This is a genomic window from Pedococcus ginsenosidimutans (assembly GCF_039544395.1).
Classification (GTDB): Bacteria; Actinomycetota; Actinomycetes; order Actinomycetales; family Dermatophilaceae; genus Pedococcus; species Pedococcus ginsenosidimutans.
This window is the reverse complement of record NZ_BAABLO010000001.1, coordinates 637,051-657,810: the sequence shown is the minus strand read 5'-3', so window position 1 is coordinate 657,810 and position 20,760 is coordinate 637,051. Positions and strand designations below refer to the sequence as shown.

Here is a 20,760-nt window from a genome sequence, read left to right as displayed (position 1 = left end):
GAGAACATGAAGCGCACGTCCCGGATCGTCACCACCGCCGTCGCCGCCATGGTGCTGGCCGCGCTCGCGGCGCCGGTGGTGTCCACGGCTGCCGACCACCACTCGGCCACGAGGACCGGTGCGGCATCGGGCTCGGTGTCGGCCATCGGCTGGCCCGGCGACGACGCCAAGCCCGGGCACGACCCGAGCTGATCCCGTGTACCCCGTCGAGGCGAGGCTGCGTCCCCACACCACCGCGGGTGGTGGGGTCGACGCCTTGACGGGGCTGTTGCTCGGGCTGGCCGGCTCGGGGGAGGTCGAGCACGTCTCGGTGCTCGCCGCCGACGCCCACCTGCTTCGGGCGGTCCTGTTCGTGCGGGCCGAGCGCGCCCTCGGGGCCGAGCAGGCCGCCCGGCTCGCCCTCGCGCGGTGGTGCGAACAGGTCGGAGGGGCCGAGCTCCTCGAGTGCTCGGCCCTGCTCGACACCTCACCTCGCCCGTCCACCCGCCCGGGCTGACGCGGGGTACGCAGAAGGGCCGGCCTCCGGGGGGAGGCCGGCCCTTTCTGGTTGTGCGTGCTGCCTTCGAGGCGCGGGGTCCGCGGTCGGCCGGGTACGCCGCGGTCGCGTCAGAACGCGGACTCGGGCACGTCCATCAGGGCGTTGTCGGTCGCCTCGGCGATGGCCCGCTCGGCCGCGATCTTCGGCAGGACGGTGCGCGCGAAGAACGACGCAGCCGCGATCTTGCCCCGGTAGAAGTCGGCGTCCTTCTGGGTGAGGGTGTCGCCCGCCTCGAGGGCGGCGTGCGCGACCTCGGCCTGGCGCAGCAGGAGCCACCCGATGACGAGGTCGCCGGCGGCCAGGAGCAGGCGGGAGGTGTTCTGGCCGACCTTGTAGAGGTTGGTGACGTCGCCACCGTCCTGGCGCGGGTCGGACTTCATGAGCTCGCCGACCATGAAGCCGAGGATGCCCTGAACGTCCTCGAGGCCCTTGCCGAGCAGCTCGCGCTCGGTGGTGAGGAACTGGCCGCCCTCGCCGGCCTTGGCGAACTCCTGGATCTGCAGCGCGAGGTGCGACAGCGCCTGCGCCTTGTCCTTGATGATCTTGCGGAAGAAGAAGTCGAGGCCCTGGATGGCGGTGGTGCCCTCGTAGAGGGTGTCGATCTTCGCGTCGCGGATGTACTGCTCGATCGGGTAGTCCTGCAGGAACCCGGACCCGCCGAGGGTCTGCAGCGACTCGGTGCCGAGCAGCACCCACGCGCGCTCTGACCCGACGCCCTTGACGATGGGCAGCAGCAGGTCGTTGACGCGGCCGGCCAGCTGGGCCGGGCTGTCGTCGGCGAGCACCTCCGAACCGCTCGCGAGCTGGGCCTGGTCGACGGTGTCCTGCTGGGTGGCCGTGTAGATGACCAGTGCGCGCAGTCCCTCGGCGTAGGCCTTCTGGGTCATGAGGGAGCGGCGCACGTCGGGGTGGTGGGTGATCGTCACCCGGGGGGCGGACTTGTCGGCCTGCTGGGTCAGGTCGGCGCCCTGCACCCGCTCCTTGGCGTAGTCGAGGGCGTTGAGGTAGGCCGTCGACAGGGTCGAGATGGCCTTGGTGCCGACCAGCATGCGGGCGTGCTCGATGACGCGGAACATCTGGGCGATGCCGTCGTGGATGTCGCCGGTGAGGGTGCCGACCGCCGGCTCCTTCTCGCCGAAGGTGACCTCGCAGGTGGTCGAAACCTTGAGGCCCATCTTGTGCTCGAGGTTGGTGACGTAGGCGCCGTTGCGCTCGCCGAGCTCACCGGTCTCGAGGTCGACGTGGAACTTGGGGACGATGAACAGCGACAGGCCCTTGGTGCCGGGGCCGGCGCCCTCGGGGCGGGCCAGCACGAAGTGGATGACGTTGTCGGTCATGTCGGACTCGGCCGAGGTGATGAATCGCTTGACGCCGGTGACGTTCCAGGTGCCGTCGCCGTTGTCGGTCGCCTTCGTGCGGCCGGCGCCCACGTCGGAGCCGGCGTCGGGCTCGGTCAGCACCATCGTGCAGTGCCAGCCCTTCTCGACGATCCACTTCGCGAGCTTCTTCTGCTCGTCGGTGCCGAGGATGTAGAGGAGCTTGGCGAAGGAGTAGGACGCCGCGAACATGGCGATGGCGGGGTTGGCGCCGAGGACCATCTCGTTCATGGCCCACTTGAGCGAGGGCGGGGCGACGGTGCCGTCGAGCTCGCCGGGGACGTCGACGCCCCAGAAGCCGGACTCGACGTACGCGGCGTAGGACTTCTTGAAGCTCTCGGGCATGGCCACCGAGTAGGTCTTCGGGTCGTAGACGGGCGGGTGGCGGTCCGCGTCGGTGAACGACTCGGCGAGCTCGTGCTCGGACAGCCGCGCGACCTCCTTGAGCATCTCCCGGGCGGTGTCCTCGTCGACCTCCGCGTAGGGCCCCTGGCCGAGGACGTCCTGCCGGCCGAACACCTCGAACAGGTTGAACTCGAGGTCTCGCAGGTTGCTCTTGTAGTGGCCCATTCAGGGCACCTCCGCACGTGTCGCACATCGTCGTCGCCGGCCGTACTGGTCGGTAACTTCCATGGTGCTACTGGCGGGTAATGAATGCAAGCCCCGGTGGCGAGGGTCACCGGAACGGCTGAGGAGCAGGGTGTCGCGGGCGGTGGCGGGGTGCGACGCGACCCCGCCCACCCGGCATACTCGCCGTGTGACCGAGCAGAGCCCGACCGACAGCCGCGCAGATGCCGTGGAGCTCGCGCGGACCGACCTCGAGGCGGGCCGGGAGTGGAAGGCGCGCGACCGGCTGGCCGCCCACGTCGCCGGCACCTGGGACCCCGAGGCCCTGGGCCTGCTCGGTGAGGTGCACGCCCGGATGCGCGACCTGCCGTCCGCGGGAGCGGCGTGGTTCGGCTCCACGCGCCGGGGTGCGGACGTCGACGAGGCGGTCGAGGCCTGGCGCGAGCGGCACGGCGACAGCTTCGTGCAGATGTGGCACAGCCTGCCCCGCTCGGTGCGCGACCACGAGGGCAACGCCAGGGTCGACGCGCTCCGGCGGCGTGTCGAGCGTGACCGGCCCGCGCCGGTCGACGGGGCCGAGGGTGACAACGAGGGCGGCGTGGACGCCGCCGTCATCATCGCGATCGCGCTCGGGGTCCTCTTCGTCGTCTGTGCGGTGATCGGGTTCGTCACGCTGCTCGGCTGGCTGGTCCCCTGAGCGCCTCACCTGCCCGGGCCGCGCTGGTGGCCCACGTGGCCTCCCTCGTGCCGGCCCCGGCCGGCGAGGACTGCGTACGGGTCGGTGTCGACGGCGTCGACGGCGCGGGGAAGTCGACGTTCGCGCGCGAACTGTCCGAGGCGCTGCGGCGCCAGGGGCGCCCCGTGGTGGAGCTGTCGGTGGACGACTGGCACCGACCTCGCGCCGAGCGCTACGCCCGGGGACCACGGTCGCCGGAGGGCTTCTGGCTCGACTCCTTCGACTACGGACGCCTGGTCGCCGAGTGCCTCGGCCCCCTCGGACCGGGTGGTTCACGGTCCTACCGGGCGGCCGGGCACGACCTGCGCACCGACGAGCTGCTCTTCGACGACCCGGTCGCGGCGCCCCCGGGGGCTGCCGTCGTGGTGGACGGCCTGTTCCTGCACCGCTCCGAGCTCGAGGGCGCCTTCGACTTCACCGTCTTCGTCGACGTCCCCTTCGAGGTGTCGGCGGCGCGGATGGCGGTCCGGGACGGCTCGCCGCCGGACCCGGCCCACCCCGACCTGCGCCGCTACGTGCAGGCCCAGCGCACCTACCTCGCCGAGCGCTCGCCGCGTGACCGTGCCGACTTGGTCGTCGACAACACCGAGCTCGACGCGCCGTACCTCGTGGAGTCGGCCCTCGACTGACGCGGCCCCGCGCGTGACTTTGCCCGATGTTTACCCCCGTTTGCCCGGGTGCGGGTTGATTTGGGTGGACTGCCGCAGAGAATGAGTCGGGCGCCAGTGGAGGCACGGCCGACGAGGTGTCCCGGCCCGCCTCCCCACGCCGGTGCGCGGTGCCGTCGGCCGGTGCGCGAACGGGGGACGCGTGGCTTCGGAGCTCGTCGAGGACCTGTCGTACGCAAGACCCGCCGACCCCGTCCTCACCGGTTCCACCGCGCCACCGGCCCCGCTGACCCGAGCGGTCGTCGCCCTCCTGGGCCACATCGCCGCCCAGCACGACCTGCAGCGCGTGTCCGCCGCCGTGAAGACCCCACCCAAGACGCTGCTGCGGCAGATCGACCGCCTCGAGCAGGTGCACGGCTCACCGGTGGCGCGCAGGGTCGGAGCACGGCTGGCGCTCACCGAGCTCGGCCACCGGCTGCTGGTCGCCTCCCGGGCCTTCTACGTCCACGTCGACGGGGCCCTCGACCGAGCCGCGGGGAGCGTGTCCGCGGGACGGCCCGTGCGCCTGGCCTCGGCGCTGCACCTCGATGCCGGCCTCCTGCACGAGCTCGCGACCTCCGATCTGCCGATGCTGCGGGTCGAGCTCCACGAGGCCCGCGCCTGCCTGGCCCGCTACGAGGACTACGAGGTCGACGGTGCCCTGGTCTGGTCGATGGGCGAGCGGGACGGCCGGTGCCGCAGGAGGCAGGGCGTCGTCACGGTCGTCGACGACCCCCTCTGGGTCGTGCTTCCGGAAGGGCACCCGCTCTCCCTGCGCCGGGTGCTGAGCTTGGCCGACCTCGTCGACCAGCCGTGGGTGAGCGGGGTCGACGAGCGGGGTGAGCCCGTGGTCGCCGTCGTCTTCGCCCGCCACGGCCTCCCGGTGCCGGCGCGGATGCAGGTCGCGGAGTCGGCGTCCCTCGCGCACTGCATGGGGCTGCGCACCGGGTCCTTCACCCTGCAGTCGCCGTCGACGATCCCCGACGCCTCCTGGGGTGCCGCTCGGCCGCTGGCGGAGTCACCGTGCCGTCGGCTCCTGCTCCTGGCCGGCGCGACCCTCTCGCCGGCGCACCTCGAACAGCTCGCCGCGCTCGTGCGCGAGCACCTGGTGTCGCGCGCCCGCCGGCGTCTCGGGGACGGGCACGGCGTGCCGGACCGGGGTACGTGGCGCAGCAGCCAGCCGCTGTGCGCCCTGCCCCAGCCCGGTGGGTCGGCGTCCGCGGGCGAGCCCGCGGGTGCGTCGGCCAGCCCGTCGGCTGGCGCGTCGGCTGGTGCGTCGCCGCGCGTGGCCGCGGTGTGCGGGGGACGTCGGCGGACGTTCGCCGCCCCGTACCTCCTGGACTTCGGTGACGTCGAGGTCCTGGCTGCCGTCTCACGGCTCGGCAGCATCAACCGGGCGGCGGCGTCGCTGTCGATGAGCCAGCCCGCGCTGACCCGCCGACTCCAGCGCCTGGAGGCCGAGCTCGGGGTGCAGCTGTTGCTCCGGGACTCCCGCGGTGCTCGGCCGACGGAGTTCCTCGAGCGCCTGCTGCGGGGGATCGAGGAGGCGGGTCAGCGGTTCACCGGGGTGGTCACCTCGCCCGCCCGCCCTGGCCGCGTCGAGGCCCCCCGCTCCTCATGAGGGGTGCGTGGGCTGGTCCGGTGCGCCGAACCGCGCCAAGTGGTGCCACACCTTCTTGAGGTCCTGCGGGTGGTGCTCCTGCGTCGCCGCGGCGGCACCGATGACGGCCGGGTCCAGCCAGCCGTCGACCGCCACCTCCTCGGCCAGCGCCACGATGTGCCGGCCGCGGTAGTCCGGGTGCCGCCGCACCGTGTCGAGGTCGACCCGGAAGCCGCCGTGCCACTCGACGGCGCAGGGGAGGTCGGCCGCTGCGCCCTCGACTTCCGAGCCACGGAAGGCCGGGTCGAGGACCACCGCCTCGACATCGGTGGCCAGGTCGAGCACGCCGTGCACGTGGGCCTCGACGTAGCTGTCGAGGTCGTCGACGACGCCCGAGGTGAGGTCGTCGTCGGCGCGCCGCGCCAGGTCGAGCGCGGCGGCGGTGCCGAGGTGCTCGGGCTCGAAGAACGAGTCGGGGTAGCAGAAGGTCGTCCGCAGCAGGGTGTGGGCAGCGAGCCTCAGGTGCGCCGACCCGAACCGGGGAGCACCCCCCACCGGGCGCCGCCGGTGGTTCAACGCGCCGTACCGGGGCCGCTCGCGGTCGGGGGCGTCGTCGTACGCCCCACCGAAGATGCGCTGCTCCCACCGCCACCGGTCGCCGCCGGGGTGTGCCGTGAGGCCGCCGTTGCTCGTGCCCGTCTCGAACTGGGAGCGGTAGGTGCCGTCGGCGGCCACCGCCTGCAGCACCGAGGTCCCGCGGTGCAGGCGCTCGGGGTGGAAGTTGACCGTGACGCGCAGCGTCGGGTCGACCGGGCCGCCAGTGGCGGCTCGCTCCACGTGCGTGACCGCGGCCTCGGCCCACGGTGACAGCTCCCTCACGCGCAGCACCCTGCCACGACCACCAGCCCCACCACGTCGGCAGAGGCTACCTGCGCACCTGGCTGGCAGGTGGGGCGGCGATCTCGTAGTCGTCCCAGTGCGAGTACCGAACGACGCGTGAGCGGTCCGACGCCGTGTAGCTGAGCGGACGCCCGTAGACGTCGAGCTGCCAGGTGCCCGGGATCGCCGTCCGCTTCGAGTCGGAGAACTTGTTGCCCTGGCTCTCGGGGTCCGTCGGGGCGGAGAGGGTCCAGCCTGCCCGGGAGAGCGCCTTGACCCTGACCTTCCCGGCGGCGTCGATGGCGGCGTACCGGTCGATTCCCCGGCAGTCCCCGGACCAGAGGTCGTCGACGAGGTCGAGCGTGTCGGCGACGGCCTGGGAGGGCGGGTCGGTCTGGTCGCCGGTGAGGTCCACCTCCAGCCAGGACTGCGCCGACCCCATGCGGTCCTGCACGTAGGCGGTGCCGCGGACGACGACCACCTCCGCGACGCCCTTCACGGGGTTGGTCACCAGGAAGTCGTTGCCGCCGACCTCGGCGACGCAGGTCACGGTGCGGTCTGCCGTGGTGGTCGTGAGCTCGACGGTCGACCCGATGGTGCGCTCGAGCAGCTGCGCGGCGAACTCCGTCCCGGTCAACGCCTGGCCCACGCCGTAGTCGGGCGGAGCGGGGGTCGAAGGCGACGGGCTCGAAGGGGACGGGCTGGAGGAGGACGAGGGTGAGGTGGCCGACGTCGGCGCTGTGGAGCTGCTGCGTGAGGTGGCGGCGTCGCGCGGCTGGCCACCCGAGGTGCACCCGGCGGCGAGCACGACACCGGCCAGCGCAAGGCCGACAGTGGTGACACGTCCCATGGTCTCCCCCTGACCGTCGCACCGTGCGACGCGCCGGAGTCTGCCACGATGGACGGCCCGGACGAACAGGACACGGCAGAGCATGATCCTTCCCGAGGTCAGGGACCCGCGCTTCGTGACGATCCGCCGCGGGGGCACCCTCACCGACGCCGACCACCACCTCCTGGCCCTGTGGGCGGCGGCCTGTGCGGAGCACGTGCTCCCGCTGTTCGAGGCCGCCCGGCCCGGTGACCCCCGGCCGCGCGAGGCAGTCGAGCACGCCCGGCGGTGGGCCGCCGGCGAGGTGGCGATGATGCGGGCGCGCGCGGCCGGTGGCCACGCCATGGGCGCGGCCCGGGACCTGCGTGGTGCGCCGAGGTTCGCCGCGTACGCCGCAGGTCAGGCAGCGGTGGTCGCCCACGTCGCGGAGCACGAGCTGGGCGCCGCCGCCTACGCCATCAAGGCAGCGCAGGCTGCTGCCTCGGCGGGTGAGGAGGAGGCGGTCCGGCGGCTGGAGTGCCGGTGGCAGCGCGAGCAGCTGCCCGAGGAGGTCCGCGGACTGGTGCTCGACGACCAGCGGCGCAGGAACGAGCTCTGCTGGTCGGTGTTCGAGGTCTGAACAGGGTCGTCCGAACGGCCACACAGCCCCGCAACCTGCGCATTCGTGGCAGCAGGGGCGTATCGGCGTGTTACGTTCCGCCCAGTCAGGTGGTTGCAGCTGCGCACGGACCCCCGTGATGCCGTCCACCACGTCTGTTGGGGGTTCTCGGTATGCGGTGTGTGCGTCGACGCGGTCCTGCCCTGACGGTGGCCGCCCTCTTGGGTCTGTCCGTCGTCGGTGTCGAGACGGCCACTGCGCCCTCGGCCCTCGCGGCCGGCGCGACGCCGACGTACGCGGTCACCGACACCGTGCCGGTCGGCAGCGGTCCGGGGCCCATCGCCGTCAACCCCGGGACCGGTCGCGTGTACGTGGGCAACCAGGCCGACAGGACGGTCTCGGTCCTCACCACCCCGGACGACACGGTGGCGGCCACGGTGCCCGTGGGCGGCGCGCCCTTCTCCGCCGCGGTCAACCGCACGACCGGCAAGGCCTACGTCACGACGGGCACCGGCGGGTCCGGTGACCACCAGGGCGACCTCGTGGAGCTCGACGCCTCCGGTTCGGTCCGGGACTCCCGCTCCCTGCAGCAGGACGGCGACGGCCCGCACTTCGGGGTGGCGGTCAACGCGGTGACCGACTCCGTCTACGTCACCCACTTCTACGGCAACTCGGTCACGGAGTACTCCGGTGCGACGATCGCGCCGACCTCGCCGACCTTCTGGGCCGGCCCCATCGTGACCGCTGTGGCGGTCGACGAGCAGACCGGCCGGCTCTACGTGGCCAACCTCGACTCCTTCAGCATCACGGTCGTCGACGGCTCGACGCACCAGGGTCTCGCGACCATCCCCCTTGCGGGCCGTCCGGCCGGTATCGCGGTCGATGCCTCGCACCACACCGCCTACGTCCCCACGACCGCCGACACCCTCGCCGTGGTCGACACCCGGACCGACGCCGTCGTCGACTCCGTCCCGGTGGGACGCGCGCCCAGCGGCGCCGCCGTCGACCCCGGTGCCGGTGTCGTCTACGTCAGCAACAGCCAGGACGGCACGGTGTCGGTCATCGACGTGACGACCCACACCGTGACGGCGACCGTCCCCGTCGGGACCGCCCCGAGTGGCGTGGCCGTCAACCCGGGTACCCACACCGCGTACGTCACCAACAACGGCAGCAACACCGTGTCGGTGATCCGCACCCTCGCCGCGGCGCCGGCCGTCACCAACGTGCCGGGCGACGCGGTGGCAGGCGGGGCCTTCACCGCCACCGTCGCCACGACCGGTGACGGAACGCGCTCGGTGAGCTCGTCCACGCCTCAGGTCTGCACCACCGACGGCCTGGAGGTGGCACTCGTGGGGGTGGGCACGTGCACCCTGACCGCCGCCGTGGGTGCGGGCACCGAGTACGGCGCCGCCACCGGCTCGCCGCAGTCGTTCGAGGTGTCGAAGGCGGCGACGACGACCACGGTCACCGCGCCCGGTACCGCCAGTGCGGGGGACAGGGTGACGATCACCGCCCACGTGGCCCCGGCCCCGGCCGGCTCCCTGGCCCCGACGGGCACGGTCGACTTCTACCTCGACGGCTCGTCCACCGCGTTCGCCACCAAGGCGCTGGGCGCGGACGGGACCGCCAGCATCACCACCAGGACGCTGCCTGCCGGGTCCGACGACATCGTCGCGGTCTACAGCGGTGACTCGAGCTTCACCGCGAGCACGTCCAAGGCCTCCACGGTCACCGTGAGCCCGGCGCCCACCCCGACGCCCACCCCGTCGCCGACCACGACGACCGCCCCGGCCGCGGCTCCCGTGCCGACCATCGAGCCGACCCGCACCGCGACGACGCAGGCGCCCGCCGGGGAGCTGGCCCGCACCGGTTCCGACCCGGTCCCGCTCGCCCTCGCCGGGTTCGCCCTCCTCGGGGCCGGAGCAGGTGCCATCGCACTGAGCCGTCGACGCCCGCAGGGCCAGCACTCCCTCTAACGCGAGCCGGTCAGGCGCCTGCCGTCACGCTCCACCCGTCGGGGCCGTGGGAGCGCACGGGTGCAAGCCGTCACGTGGCGCTTGCGTGCAGCCTCCGTCTCACCAGCCGGCCTCCCGGTCTGCGGCGTCGACCTGCGCGAAGAACCTCGCGTGCACCCAGCACCGGGTGCCGCCGAGGAGGGTCAGCCTGCCCCAACGGTTCGAGACGGGACCGAGCCTCGTCCTGCGGGGCATCGAGCCGATGAGCCGCCTGGGCCTGGCGCCGCCGGAGGTCTTGGCGCTCTCCAGCACGTGAATGGCGTCGTCGGCGACGACGACGCCCAGGTAGGTGTTCCTGCCCATGTAGCCGGTCAGGTACGTGAGGATGATCCAGCCGAAAGACGGGGCCGTCTGCGCGATGAACGCCTGTCTGATGACCGTCCCCTCCGGCAGGAACGGCTGCGCTCGTTCGACGAGGTCGGCGCGGGGTGCGACGGTCGGGCCCATGGGCGAAAGGCTAGCCGTGCCAAGGGTTCACGGCCGCAGCTCCACAGCACGCGCGCGGACGGCCAGTGGTCGCGGAGGTGCCCCGTATTCTGGCGGGGTGAGAGTCGCCCCGATGCCGTCCCCGGGGTGGGGAAGCTATCTGGAGTCGGTCCACGACCGGCTCGTCGACCAGGCCGTCCACCAGCTCGGCCTCCCGAGGGACATGGCCCTGGAGGTCGTCGTCGGCAGACCGCGGAGCTTCGGGACGACGAGCCCGGCGCGTCGCGGCAGGTGGTCCTGGTCGCCCACACCGAGGACGGGGTCGAGGCCGGCTCCATCTGGGTCGGACAGGACCGCCAGCATCCGGCGACAGGCTTCATCCACGACCTGTTCGTCGCGCGCGAGCACCGGCGCACCGGCGTTGGGGCGACGGCTCGTCGAGGCCGCCCACGACTGGGCCGTACGGGCCGGCCTCCGAGAGATGCGGATGCACGTGTTCGGCGGGGACCACGCCGCCCGGTCGTTCTACCAGTCGCTCGGGTACTCCCCGGGAGCGACCCAGATGCACCGGAGCCTGCCCCTCGCCGACCCCGTCCTGCGCATCGTCCTCGCACGCGGGTCCGAGGGGACGGGCATGGAGGACCTGCTCGAACCAGCCGCGCGTCGCATCGCAGGACTGGTGCCGGGTCCGGCGCCGATCGAGTCGCTCGACTACCCGGCCACGGCGACGATCACGAGCTTCGACTGGCCGGGGTGGGTCCGGCTCGGGTCGAGCCCGCGAGAGGGGATCCGTGCACTCGTGACCCTGCTGGAGGACCATGCAGCACACTCGCCGACCGTCCCCGTCGTCCTCATGGGCTTCTCCCAGGGGGCCCTGGTCATCACCGAGGCGCTGACTCCTCCACGCCGGCGGCACCACGGCTTCGCGGCGCCCGCCCTGAGCGACCGCGCCCTGGGGGTGGTCCGCGCGGCCGTGTCCGTCGGGAACCCCTCCTTCCGGGCGGGGGAACCCTTCAACCGAGGCACCCCGGCGCCGGGGGTCAACGGGATGCGGGCTCGGACGCCAGGACTGCTGGACCACGTCGCGGACCGGGTGTTCGACTTCGCCGAGCACGACGACGTGTCGGCGCAGCACCTGCGCACGTCGACGGTCGAGGGGCACCTCGCGTACGGCGCCCGCGGCTACGTCGAACGCATCGTCGAGGCCGTCGAGCCCCTGCTCAGGACCAGTGCTCCGGAGCGACCCTGACCGCACCTAGCGACCCTGACCGCACCAGCGACCCTGACCGCACCAGCGACCCTGACCGCACCCGTCGAACCGCAGTTCGGGCACGGTCAGGGCACGCCGGACACTGCCCTCCTGGCTACACCCAGTGGGTGTCGTGCCGGAGCATGAACGCAGCTCTTTCCTCGTCGCTCATCTTCTCGCCCCGGGCCAAGGTCTCGAAGTAGTCCTCACGCGGGCCGCCGGGAGCAAACATCAGCAGCATGCTGGCCCGGCCTCCGCCGCGGAAGCCGTGGACGCCGCCCTCGGGCACGTAGAGGAAGTCGCCGGGCCGGGCGGTGACCCACCCGCGACCGTCGTGGAGGCGTACCTCGCCGGACAGGACGTAGAACTGCTCGGAGATGGAGCGGTGGAAGTGAGGGTCTGGACCGGACTCGTCCTCCCCGAACGTCCAGCGGTACAACCCGAAGCGCCCGGCGGTCTGGTCGCCGGTGGCGAGATACTCGCAGGTGCCTCCACTGCGGAACACCACTTCGGCCGGCTGGTCGGGTCCGCGCAGCCAGGCACTGTCCTCACCCCCTTCGCCGAGGTAGGTGTCGGCGGGGTACGGGCGGGGCAGCGACACCGCTCAGACCTGACTGGAGCGAGCCGCGACACCGTCCAGTCGCAGCTGGGTGGACTCGTCCCGGTGGCTGCCGCTGGTGCCCACGTGGCGGTCGCTGATCTCGGCCCCGTTCTTGATCACGTGGACGAGCGCCATGCCATGGCCACGACCGAGGCCCAGGTCGTCCGCCAGCCAGGCGAGGATCTCTCCCGCCTTGGTGTCAGGACCGAACCCCTTCTCATGTGCTCGGTCGACGATCTGTTGGGGGGTGAGGCCGGTCTTCTCCTCCGCCTTGTCGAGGTAGGCCTGAAACGACATGGGTGGTCCTTCCGTGGTGGTCACTTGTCGGTGAGGGAGACTCGCTCAGAACGGAAAAGTCATCGAGTCGTGGGGAGCAGAGACTGTTTATCAGGAGGCTGCGTGGACGCGCGAAGCATTACCTCCGAAGGGAATCGATGCATCGCAGGAGGAAGCCGCAGGTGGGAGACGAGCTCCTTGCCTGCGGCTTCGGCGTTGGAGCCGGTGACGAGAGCCGTCGCGACGGGCTCGCTCCGCGCGCGGGCGGCACCCTCCCGATTCTCGGCATGCTCTTGAGCCGGAACGAGGAAGACCCCCCGACGAGAGGCGTGTCGGGGGGTCTTCCTCGTTCCGAGCCGGTGACGAGAATCGAACTCGCGTGTCCAGCTTGGGAAGCTGGCGCTCTACCATTGAGCTACACCGGCGCGCGCCGCCCCGGAAGGGCGACGCGGCAGGCAGTCTAGCCGACGACCCGGCGCAGACCGGACACCCCTCGTCACGGCGTTCTACCCTCGGCTCGTGAGTGCGCTGAACCTGGTCCCCCTGCTGCGGCCCATGGGTCCTCGGGACCCGCACGAGGCTCACCGCGTCGCCTCCCCGCTGGAGCTGTTCTTCGACCTCGTCTTCGTGGTCGCCATCGCCAGCGCTGCGGCCGAGCTGCACCACGGGCTCTCGACCGGCCACTACGAGAGTGTCCTCGGGTTCGGACTGGTCTTCTTCGCCATCTGGTGGGCGTGGATGAACTACGCGTGGTTCGCCTCCGCCTACGACTGCGACGACGTCGTCTACCGCCTGCTCACCTTCGCGATCATGGCCGGCTCGCTGCTGCTGGCAGCGGGCGTGCCGGACCTGTTCGACGACGGCCAGTCCGTCGCCGTCGTGAGCGGGTACGCGCTGATGCGCCTGGCGATGGTCGCCCTGTGGCTGCGCGTGGCCAGGGGCGACACGCCGCACCGCACGACGGCGATGACGTATGCCGTGGGCATCACCGTCGTCCAGGCCCTCTGGATCGCGCGGCTCGCCCTCCACGGGTCGGGCCTGCTCTACGCGTCGTTCGGGGTCCTGGTCCTCGCCGAGGTGGCGGTGCCGTGGCTGGCCGAGCAGCGCGGCGGGCCGACGCCGTTCCACCCGCACCACATCGCCGAGCGCTACAGCCTCTTCACGATCATCGTCCTCGGCGAGGTGATCCTCGCCAGCGTCCAGGCCGTGCAGGGGGTGCTGGCCAAGCCGGACGTCGCGGGCAGTGCCGCCGGCCACAGCGTGCCGGCGGCCGCGGGTGGAGGAGGGTCGGGGCTGACGCCGGGACTCGTCCTGCTGGCGACCGGGGGCCTGCTCATCGTGTTCTCCCTGTGGTGGCTCTACTTCAAGCGCGACCACGTCGACCTCATCGGGCACGGCCGGACGATGACCTGGGCCTTCTCCTACGCCCACGTCCTCGTCTTCGCAGCCGTCGCCGCGGTCGGTGCCGCACTGGCGGCCGCGGTCGACGTCGTGGAGCACCAGTCGGCGGCGTCGTCGCGGTCCGTCGCGTTCGCCCTCGCCGTCCCGATCGCCGTCTACTCCCTCGTGCTCGGGGTCCTGCACGCCGCCGCCGACCGCGACCCGCGGACCGCGGTGCCGGCAGCGACCCTCGCCATCGTGGTGCTCGCGGTCGCGGCGGTCGGGCCGCAGGCGCCCGTGGCCGTCCTGCTCATCGGGCTCGCGACGGCCGGAGCCGTCGTGCAGCACGTCCTCGTCGCGCAACGGCGCCTCGCGCAGGGCGGGCGTTAGTCTCTCCCCGTGCTGCTCAGCGACCGCGACATCAAGTCCGAGATCGACGCCGGACGGGTCGTCCTCGACCCGTGGGACCCCGAGATGGTCCAGCCGTCGAGCGTGGACGTGCGCCTCGACCGGTTCTTCCGGCTGTTCGACAACCACAAGTACCCGTACATCGACCCCGCGGAGGAGCAGCCCGACCTCACGCGCCTCGTCGAGGTCGACCCGGGCGAGCCGTTCGTGCTGCACCCGGGTGAGTTCGTGCTCGGGTCGATCTACGAGACGGTCACCCTGCCCGACGACGTCGCCGCCCGCGTCGAGGGGAAGTCCAGCCTCGGTCGCCTCGGCCTGCTGACCCACGCCACGGCCGGGTTCGTCGACCCGGGGTTCACCGGGCACGTCACCCTCGAGCTGAGCAACGTCGCGACCCTGCCCATCAAGCTGTGGCCCGGGATGAAGATCGGCCAGCTCTGCTTCTTCCGCCTCTCCTCACCGGTCGAGAACCCTTACGGCAGCGCCAAGTACGGGTCGCACTACCAGGGCCAGCGCGGCCCGACGGCGAGCCGTTCGTTCCAGAGCTTCCGCGCCACCGAGGTCTGACACGTCCTCCTGAGGCATCCGGCCCATCCGTGGGGGCGCCGGCGCCGAACCAGTGACGTCACCGCCCACGAAGGAGATCGCACGCCCATGCCCGCCGCACGCCTGCTCTGGCCCACCGAGGTCGAGGACCCCCGCGCCGTCGTCCTGGTGCTGCACGGGGGCCGGTCACGCGGTCGCGGCGCCGTCCGGCCGTGGCAGGGAGCCGTCCTGAGGATGGGACCGTTCGCCACCGCGGTCGCGGAGGCGGGCCGGGGCCAGATCGGCGTCGCCGCCCTGCGCTACGCCGTGCGCGGCTGGAACGGCGACGAGGCCAGCCCCCTCGCCGACACGCGCCTCGCGCTCGAGCAGGTCGCCGCGCGCCACCCCGGCGTGCCCATCGGGCTCCTCGGCCACTCCATGGGCGGACGCGTGGCCCTCCACCTCGCCGACGACCCCCGCGTCAACGCCATCGCCGCGCTCGCCCCCTGGGTCGAGCGGCCCGACCGTCCGCTGTCCCACCCCGGCCTGCACCTGCTCGTGATGCACGGGTCGATAGACCGGATGACGTCGGCCAAGGCCTCCCGCGCCATGGCCACCGCCATCGAGGGCCTCGGCGCCGACGTCACCTACGAGCGGGTCACCGGCGACACGCACGCGATGCTGCGGCGCGCCCGGCACTGGCACGAGCGGTCGGCCGGCTACCTCGCCCAGCACCTGTTGGGCACCCCGGAGTCCGCGACCCCCTCAGACGACCGGGTGGGCCAGGACCAGCACCGGTCGCGCTGACGACCGAGGTCATGGGGGAGGTTCAGCGCTCCTCCGGGGTGCTCACGGCATACCCCTCGACGATGCGCTCCGCGACGACGAGCTCGGGGGAGAGGTCACGGTCCTCCATCCCTGCGGGCAGGTCCGCGCAGCGGGCGAACGCTGCGGCGAGCTCGCCCACGGGACGCACGCCGCGCATCCGCAGCGCCCGCACCGCGCAGACGAGCTCGACCGCCAGCAGCCGCCGGTAGGCCGTCGCGGCCTCGCCGAGCCGCACCGCCGCCATGCCGGCGAAGCTCGCGTCGTCCTCGATGCCCGCGGAGACACCCGCGGTCTGCACGCTCGACGGCGTGGAGGCGTGGCCCCGGATGGTCGAGAGGGCGGAGGCGGCGACGTACTCCGCGATGAGCACCCCTGACGAGCCCGGCGTCGTGTCGGACAGGAAGAGTGGGAGCCCGCTCGCCGCGTCGGTGAGCACGTGGCTCACGCGCGACTGGACCGCCTGCGCCGAGCGCGTGAGGGCGAGCAGTGCGGTGTCCACGGCGAGGACGAGGTACGCCGCGTGGAAGCCGCCGTGGTGCGTGACCTGGCCGCCGTCCGCGGTGACGGTGAACAGGGGGTTCTCCGAGGCGGTGTTGGCGGCGGTCTCGACGACCGAGCGCAGCGCGGTGACGGTGTCGATGACGGGTCCGTGAACCTGGGGCCAGGTGCGCAGGCCGAAGAAGTCCTGCAGGTGCGCCGGTTCGCCGGGCTGGCCCTCCAGGAGCTCGCGCAGCACCCGGGCCACGGCGCGGGCCCCGTCGAACGGGGTGGCGTCGGCCGCGGTGCGGCTCACCGCCTCCGGGTTGCCGCGCAGGGCCACGAAGCTGAGGGCGCACACGGTGTCGGCGGCACGTGCGAGCGCGTGCAGGGACGCGGCGTGCAGCCCCGTCTCGGCGATGGCGAACGCGTTGGACGACATCAGCGGCAGGGCGTCCGCGGAGGTGAGGGACAGGTCGCGGCGCAGGCCCCCGCCGGCGCGCTCCCGCTCGCCGATCAGCGCCAGGCCCACCTCCGCGAGGGACGTGAGGTCGCCCGTCCCGAGGGAGCCGTACCGGTGGACGACGGGGAGGTCGGCGGCGTCGGCCCCCACGAGCGCGGCCAGCGCCTCGGCGAGCTGGGGTGACGCCCCGGAGCCGCCGGCGAGGAGCTGGTTGGCGCGCACCGCCAGCGCCGCGCGCACGACCGGTTCGGGGACGACCGCCCCCCAGCCCGCCGCGTGCGAACGCAGCAGTCGCAACCCGTGCTCGACGGCCGAGTCGGTCGTCTCGGCCCTGGCCGCGCCCACGCCGGTGGTGCGGCCGTAGACCGGCCGCTCGGCGCTGATGGCAGCGGCCAGCCGGTGCGACGCCGCGGCGCGGTCCAGCGCGTCGGGGTCGACGGTGGCCGTGCGCCCGGCCGCCGCACCGAGCAGCCCGTCGAGGTCCAGGGTGCGTCCGTCGAGGAGCAGCGCGGGGGAGTCGCGGTGCGGGGCATCGTCCACGAGCGTCAGTATCGCGCGCGGTCCGCGGTCGTCGGGGCAGGTCCGCACCAGGTCCGCGGCAGGTCTCGGTGAGGTCTCGGGGCCACTGCGCCCGTCGGTGTGCTGCATTAGGTTGGCTCGCATGATCGTCTTCGACGGGGTGACCAAGCGCTACCCGGACGGCACGGTGGCGGTCGACGACCTCAGCCTCGAGGCCCCGAGCGGCAAGATCACCGTGCTCGTCGGCCCTTCCGGCTGCGGCAAGACGACCTCCCTGCGCATGGTCAACCGGATGATCAAGCCGACGTCCGGCACGATCACGCTCGACGGCCGCGACACCGGCACGATGAAGGAGGCCGAGCTGCGCCGCGGCATCGGTTACGTCATCCAGCACGCCGGCCTGTTCCCCCACCGCACCGTCCTCGACAACGTCAGCACCGTGCCCCGACTCCTCGGGGTCGACCGCCGCGAGAGCGAGAAGCGGTCCATGGAACTGCTCGAGCGCGTCGGCCTCGACCCGGCGTTCGCCAAGCGCTACCCCGCCCAGCTCTCGGGCGGCCAGCAGCAGCGCGTCGGCGTCGCCAGGGCCCTTGCCGCTGACCCGCCGGTCATGCTCATGGACGAGCCGTTCAGCGCCGTCGATCCGGTGGTGCGCGAGCAGCTCCAGGACGAGTTCCTGCGACTGCAGGGCGACCTCGGCAAGACCATCATCTTCGTCACCCACGACATCGACGAGGCCATCAAGCTCGGCGACCAGGTGGCGGTGCTGAGGGTCGGCGGCAAGCTGGCGCAGATGGCCGAGCCCGCCTACCTGCTGTCCCACCCGGTCGACGACTTCATCGCCGACTTCGTGGGCCGCGACCGTGGCTACCGCGCGCTGTCCTTCCAGCCGACGCCTCGTCTCCCGCTGGCCCAGGAGCGGACGGTCGCCATGGGCGAGGACACCGCGAGCCTCGACACCGACTGGGTGCTGGTCGTCGACGAGCGCAACCACCCGCTCGGGTGGGTCGAGCCCCGTCGCGTCCACGGTGCGGTCACGAGCGAGGTGCTGCACCGGGGCGGCACGGTGGCGAGGGCGAGCGGCCCGCTGCGGGCCGCCCTCGACGCAGCGCTGTCGAGCCCCAGCCGCCGCGGTGTCATCGTCGACGACGCGGGTGCGCTGGTGGGCACGGTGCGCGCGCACGAGGTCCTCACCGCCATCGAGGACGCAGACCGCCCCGCCCTCGAGGACCCGGAGCACCCCGGCGCCGCCCCGACGCCCCACGCAGCGACCGACGCGAGCGCCTGAGCCCCGGCCATGACCTGGTTCCTCGACCACCTCGACGACGTGCAGTCGCGCACCCTGCAGCACGTCTACCTCGCGGGCCTCCCGCTGGTGCTCGGGCTGCTCATCGCCCTGCCGCTGGGCTGGATGGCCCGCCGCTACAAGGCCCTCTACGCACCGTTCACCGCAGGGTTCGGCCTTCTCTACACGATCCCGAGCCTCGCCCTGTTCGTCCTGCTGCCGGGCATGCTCGGCACCAAGATCCTCGACCCGGTCAACGTCGTGGTGGGCATGACCCTCTACACCGTCGCGCTGCTGGTCCGCACCGTCGCCGACGGCCTGGGTGCGGTCCCCGACGACGTGCAGCAGTCGGCGACGGCGATGGGCTACACCCGGGCCAAGCGGTTCTTCGCGATCGAGCTCCCGCTGGCCGTCCCCGTCATCTCCGCCGGGCTGCGCGTCGCGGCAGTGAGCAACGTCAGCATCGTGAGCGTGGCCGCGGTGCTCGGCATCCCCCAGCTCGGGCTGTTCTTCACCGACGGCTTCTCGCGCGACTTCTACGACCCGCTGTTCGTCGGCATCATCGCCTGTGTCGTGCTGGCGCTGCTGTTCGACGCCATCATCGTCCTGGCCACCCGGGCCCTCACGCCCTGGCTGCGCGCGACGGGGGGTCGAGCATGATCCCCGGGATCATCGACTGGCTCACCGACCCCGCGAACTGGTCGGGCCCCGATGGTGTGCCCACCCGCCTGTTCGAGCACGTCTGGTACTGCGCCCTGGCCCTTGCCATCGCCTCCCTCGTGGCCGTCCCGGCGGGGCTGGCGATCGGGCACACCGGGCGCGGGCGGTTCTTCGCCGTCAACCTCGCGGGCGCCGCCCGCGCCATACCCTCGCTCGGCCTCCTCTACGTCCTGGTGCTGTGGCTGTTCCCCAAGCTGGCCGGCGACTCCGCCTTCCTCGTGCCCACGCTCATCGTGCTGGTGGTGCTCGCGATCCCCCCGCTCATGGCGGGCGCGTATGCCGGCGTCGAGGGCGTCGACCCCGCCGCGAGGGACGCCGCGCGCGGCATGGGCATGACCGGTGGCCAGGTGCTGCGCAAGGTCGAGGTGCCGTGTGCGCTGCCGCTGATCTTCTCCGGCCTGCGCTCCGCGACGCTGCAGGTCGTCGGCACCGCGACCATCGCCGCCGTCGCCGGCACCGGTGGCCTCGGACGCTTCCTCATCGACGGGCAGAAGGTCCAGGACTTCCCGCAGATGGCGTCGGGCGCGCTCATCGTGGCGCTGCTGGCCCTGGGCCTCGACCTGCTGCTCGCCCTCGTGCAGCGCAGCGCCGTGTCGCCCGGCCTGACCGGGCGCAGCACGCGGCGGGGGAATACCCCTGTCGACGTGGAGATTGACCCTGCTGGGCGTACCGTTGACGCACCGGCCCGATGACCCACCCCGAGTTGAACCCTTCGAGTTGAACCCACTGAGGAGCAGGACCGTGAAGCTGAGCAGAATCACCCTGACCATCGCCACCGCCGCGGCCCTGATGACGACTGCGGCGTGCGGCAACTCCGGGGGCGACCCGCTCTCGACGAAGAGCTCCTCGTCCTCCGGCGGTGCCGGAGCAGGCGGCATCACCGTCGGCTCGGCCGACTTCCCCGAGAGCGCGCTGCTGGCCGAGATCTACGCCGGCGCGCTCAAGGCGAAGGGGGTCAAGGTCTCCACCAAGCTCAACATCGGCGCGCGTGAGGTCTACATCCCTGCGCTTCAGGACGGCTCGATCGACCTCATCCCCGAGTACACCGGCGTCCTCGCCCAGTACTTCGACAAGAACGCCAAGGCCACCGACGCCGACGGCGTCTACACCGAGCTCAAGGCGGCCGTCCCGGGCACCCTCATGGTCCTCGACAAGTCGGCAGCCGAGGACAAGGACGCCCTCGTCATGAAGAAGTCGAAGGCCGACGAGCTCGGGGTCAAGTCGATCGCCGACCTGCAGGGCAAGAGCAAGGACCTCGTCGTCGGCGGCCCGCCGGAGTGGAAGACCCGCATGACGGGCCTGCCCGGCTTCAAGAAGATCTACGGCCTGGAGTTCAAGCAGTTCCGCCCGCTCGACGCAGGCGGCCCGCTCACGCTGCAGGCGCTGAAGTCCGGCCAGATCGACGCGGGTGACCTGTTCACCACCGACCCGAGCATCGCCGAGAACGGCCTGGTCGCGCTCGAGGACCCGAAGAACATGTACGCGGCGCAGAACGTCGTCCCGCTCATCACCAAGAGCAAGAGCAACCCCACCATCCAGGGTGCGCTGAACGCGGTCTCCGCCAAGCTGGACACCGCCACGCTGTCGGCCCTGCTCAAGGAGGTCGTCTCGGACAAGAAGGACGCCGATGTGGTGGCCAAGGAGTTCCTCTCCAAGAACAACCTCGGCTGACGCCACGGACGACCTCGGCTCCCGCCGGCGTCACCGGCCATGACAGGGGCCGGGTGAGGGTGCCCCCCAGCACCTCACCCGGCCCTTGTCGTCTTTCCCCCGGCTCATTGACCCGGTGCCCGAGGCGGTGGGACACGCCCCTCCACG

General features: G+C 72.4%; 23 protein-coding genes and 1 tRNA gene. 15 read left to right on the top strand and 9 right to left on the bottom strand.

Annotation, left to right across the window (positions count from 1 at the left end; genetic code table 11):
- Nucleotides 1–6 precede the first annotated feature (6 nt).
- The gene (locus ABEA42_RS03260; protein ID WP_345501141.1) at nt 7–192 is read left to right on the top strand and encodes a hypothetical protein; all 186 of its coding nucleotides are present in this window, start codon (nt 7–9) and stop codon (nt 190–192) included.
- Nucleotides 193–196: 4 nt separating this feature from the next.
- Entirely contained in the window at nt 197–496 is a 300-nt protein-coding gene (locus ABEA42_RS03255) for a hypothetical protein (protein ID WP_345501139.1), read from the top strand.
- A gap of 110 nt (nt 497–606) precedes the next feature.
- On the opposite strand, the gene ABEA42_RS03250 is transcribed toward ABEA42_RS03255, so the two are convergent.
- The gene (locus tag ABEA42_RS03250) at nt 607–2,484 is read right to left on the bottom strand and encodes an acyl-CoA dehydrogenase (protein WP_345501137.1); all 1,878 of its coding nucleotides are present in this window, start codon (nt 2,482–2,484) and stop codon (nt 607–609) included.
- 187 nt (nt 2,485–2,671) lie between these two features.
- On the opposite strand from ABEA42_RS03250, the gene ABEA42_RS03245 reads away from it, so the two are divergent.
- The 3 genes from ABEA42_RS03245 (at nt 2,672) to ABEA42_RS03235 (ending at nt 5,485) form a co-directional block, all read left to right on the top strand.
- On the top strand, nt 2,672–3,178 hold the full coding sequence (locus tag ABEA42_RS03245) for a DUF6584 family protein (RefSeq protein ID WP_345501136.1): 507 nt from the start codon (nt 2,672–2,674) through the stop codon (nt 3,176–3,178).
- A 35-nt stretch (nt 3,179–3,213) separates the two neighbouring features.
- The gene (locus tag ABEA42_RS03240; protein ID WP_345501134.1) at nt 3,214–3,846 is read left to right on the top strand and encodes a nucleoside/nucleotide kinase family protein; all 633 of its coding nucleotides are present in this window, start codon (nt 3,214–3,216) and stop codon (nt 3,844–3,846) included.
- Nucleotides 3,847–4,027: 181 nt separating this feature from the next.
- On the top strand, nt 4,028–5,485 hold the full coding sequence (locus ABEA42_RS03235) for a LysR family transcriptional regulator (protein ID WP_345501133.1): 1,458 nt from the start codon (nt 4,028–4,030) through the stop codon (nt 5,483–5,485).
- On the opposite strand, the gene ABEA42_RS03230 is transcribed toward ABEA42_RS03235, so the two are convergent.
- Nucleotides 5,480–6,343, bottom strand: a complete 864-nt coding sequence (locus tag ABEA42_RS03230; RefSeq protein WP_345501132.1) for a DUF3626 domain-containing protein — start codon at nt 6,341–6,343, stop codon at nt 5,480–5,482. The two genes, ABEA42_RS03235 and ABEA42_RS03230, sit on opposite strands and share 6 nt — an antisense overlap.
- A 46-nt stretch (nt 6,344–6,389) precedes the next feature.
- Nucleotides 6,390–7,193: a hypothetical protein gene (locus ABEA42_RS03225; protein ID WP_345501131.1), complete on the bottom strand. Its 804-nt coding sequence runs from the start codon at nt 7,191–7,193 to the stop codon at nt 6,390–6,392.
- An 82-nt stretch (nt 7,194–7,275) separates the two neighbouring features.
- Here ABEA42_RS03225 and ABEA42_RS03220 point away from each other — a divergent pair, with 82 nt between their 5' ends.
- The gene (locus ABEA42_RS03220; protein WP_345501130.1) at nt 7,276–7,791 is read left to right on the top strand and encodes a putative immunity protein; all 516 of its coding nucleotides are present in this window, start codon (nt 7,276–7,278) and stop codon (nt 7,789–7,791) included.
- Nucleotides 7,792–7,979: 188 nt separating this feature from the next.
- Complete coding sequence (locus ABEA42_RS03215; RefSeq protein ID WP_345501129.1) at nt 7,980–9,746, top strand: Ig-like domain repeat protein; 1,767 nt, start codon at nt 7,980–7,982, stop codon at nt 9,744–9,746.
- A 99-nt stretch (nt 9,747–9,845) separates the two neighbouring features.
- Here the strand turns inward: ABEA42_RS03215 and ABEA42_RS03210 are convergent, their stop codons facing one another.
- Together ABEA42_RS03210 and ABEA42_RS03205 are read right to left on the bottom strand one after the other, a co-directional pair.
- Nucleotides 9,846–10,232: a hypothetical protein gene (locus tag ABEA42_RS03210; RefSeq protein ID WP_345501128.1), complete on the bottom strand. Its 387-nt coding sequence runs from the start codon at nt 10,230–10,232 to the stop codon at nt 9,846–9,848.
- Nucleotides 10,233–10,367: 135 nt separating this feature from the next.
- A complete protein-coding gene (locus tag ABEA42_RS03205) occupies nt 10,368–10,595 on the bottom strand; it encodes a hypothetical protein (RefSeq protein WP_345501127.1) in 228 nt (75 codons plus the stop codon).
- A gap of 37 nt (nt 10,596–10,632) precedes the next feature.
- On the opposite strand from ABEA42_RS03205, the gene ABEA42_RS03200 reads away from it, so the two are divergent.
- Nucleotides 10,633–11,460 (top strand): cutinase family protein, encoded by an 828-nt coding sequence (locus ABEA42_RS03200; protein WP_345501126.1) that lies wholly within the window; start codon nt 10,633–10,635, stop codon nt 11,458–11,460.
- Between the two features lie 115 nt (nt 11,461–11,575).
- Here the strand turns inward: ABEA42_RS03200 and ABEA42_RS03195 are convergent, their stop codons facing one another.
- The 3 genes from ABEA42_RS03195 to ABEA42_RS03185 form a co-directional block, all read right to left on the bottom strand.
- Nucleotides 11,576–12,061, bottom strand: a complete 486-nt coding sequence (locus tag ABEA42_RS03195; protein WP_345501124.1) for a cupin domain-containing protein — start codon at nt 12,059–12,061, stop codon at nt 11,576–11,578.
- 3 nt (nt 12,062–12,064) lie between these two features.
- A complete protein-coding gene (locus ABEA42_RS03190; RefSeq protein ID WP_345501122.1) occupies nt 12,065–12,358 on the bottom strand; it encodes a DUF4287 domain-containing protein in 294 nt (97 codons plus the stop codon).
- Nucleotides 12,359–12,691: 333 nt separating this feature from the next.
- Nucleotides 12,692–12,762: transfer RNA gene (locus tag ABEA42_RS03185), tRNA-Gly, on the bottom strand.
- Nucleotides 12,763–12,856: 94 nt separating this feature from the next.
- On the opposite strand from ABEA42_RS03185, the gene ABEA42_RS03180 reads away from it, so the two are divergent.
- The 3 genes from ABEA42_RS03180 to ABEA42_RS03170 all read left to right on the top strand — a co-directional run bounded on the left by ABEA42_RS03180 (nt 12,857) and on the right by ABEA42_RS03170 (nt 15,457).
- On the top strand, nt 12,857–14,107 hold the full coding sequence (locus ABEA42_RS03180; RefSeq protein ID WP_345501120.1) for a low temperature requirement protein A: 1,251 nt from the start codon (nt 12,857–12,859) through the stop codon (nt 14,105–14,107).
- 9 nt (nt 14,108–14,116) lie between these two features.
- Entirely contained in the window at nt 14,117–14,692 is a 576-nt protein-coding gene (gene dcd / locus ABEA42_RS03175) for a dCTP deaminase (protein WP_345501118.1), read from the top strand.
- An 87-nt stretch (nt 14,693–14,779) separates the two neighbouring features.
- On the top strand, nt 14,780–15,457 hold the full coding sequence (locus tag ABEA42_RS03170) for an alpha/beta hydrolase (RefSeq protein WP_345501116.1): 678 nt from the start codon (nt 14,780–14,782) through the stop codon (nt 15,455–15,457).
- 22 nt (nt 15,458–15,479) lie between these two features.
- On the opposite strand, the gene ABEA42_RS03165 is transcribed toward ABEA42_RS03170, so the two are convergent.
- Complete coding sequence (locus tag ABEA42_RS03165) at nt 15,480–16,958, bottom strand: aromatic amino acid ammonia-lyase (protein WP_345501115.1); 1,479 nt, start codon at nt 16,956–16,958, stop codon at nt 15,480–15,482.
- A 121-nt stretch (nt 16,959–17,079) separates the two neighbouring features.
- Between ABEA42_RS03165 and ABEA42_RS03160 the strand changes: the two genes are divergently transcribed.
- From ABEA42_RS03160 to ABEA42_RS03145, 4 genes are read left to right on the top strand one after another with little or no spacing between them, the layout of a single operon-like run.
- Complete coding sequence (locus ABEA42_RS03160; RefSeq protein WP_345501113.1) at nt 17,080–18,225, top strand: ABC transporter ATP-binding protein; 1,146 nt, start codon at nt 17,080–17,082, stop codon at nt 18,223–18,225.
- A gap of 9 nt (nt 18,226–18,234) precedes the next feature.
- Nucleotides 18,235–18,882 carry an ABC transporter permease gene (locus ABEA42_RS03155; protein ID WP_345501111.1) on the top strand — a complete coding sequence of 216 codons (648 nt, stop codon included), beginning with the start codon at nt 18,235–18,237 and terminating at the stop codon, nt 18,880–18,882.
- Complete coding sequence (locus ABEA42_RS03150) at nt 18,879–19,634, top strand: ABC transporter permease (protein ID WP_345501110.1); 756 nt, start codon at nt 18,879–18,881, stop codon at nt 19,632–19,634. Before ABEA42_RS03155 ends, ABEA42_RS03150 begins: the two co-directional genes overlap by 4 nt.
- 49 nt (nt 19,635–19,683) lie before the next feature.
- Nucleotides 19,684–20,613: an ABC transporter substrate-binding protein gene (locus tag ABEA42_RS03145; protein ID WP_345501109.1), complete on the top strand. Its 930-nt coding sequence runs from the start codon at nt 19,684–19,686 to the stop codon at nt 20,611–20,613.
- Nucleotides 20,614–20,760: the final 147 nt, after the last annotated feature.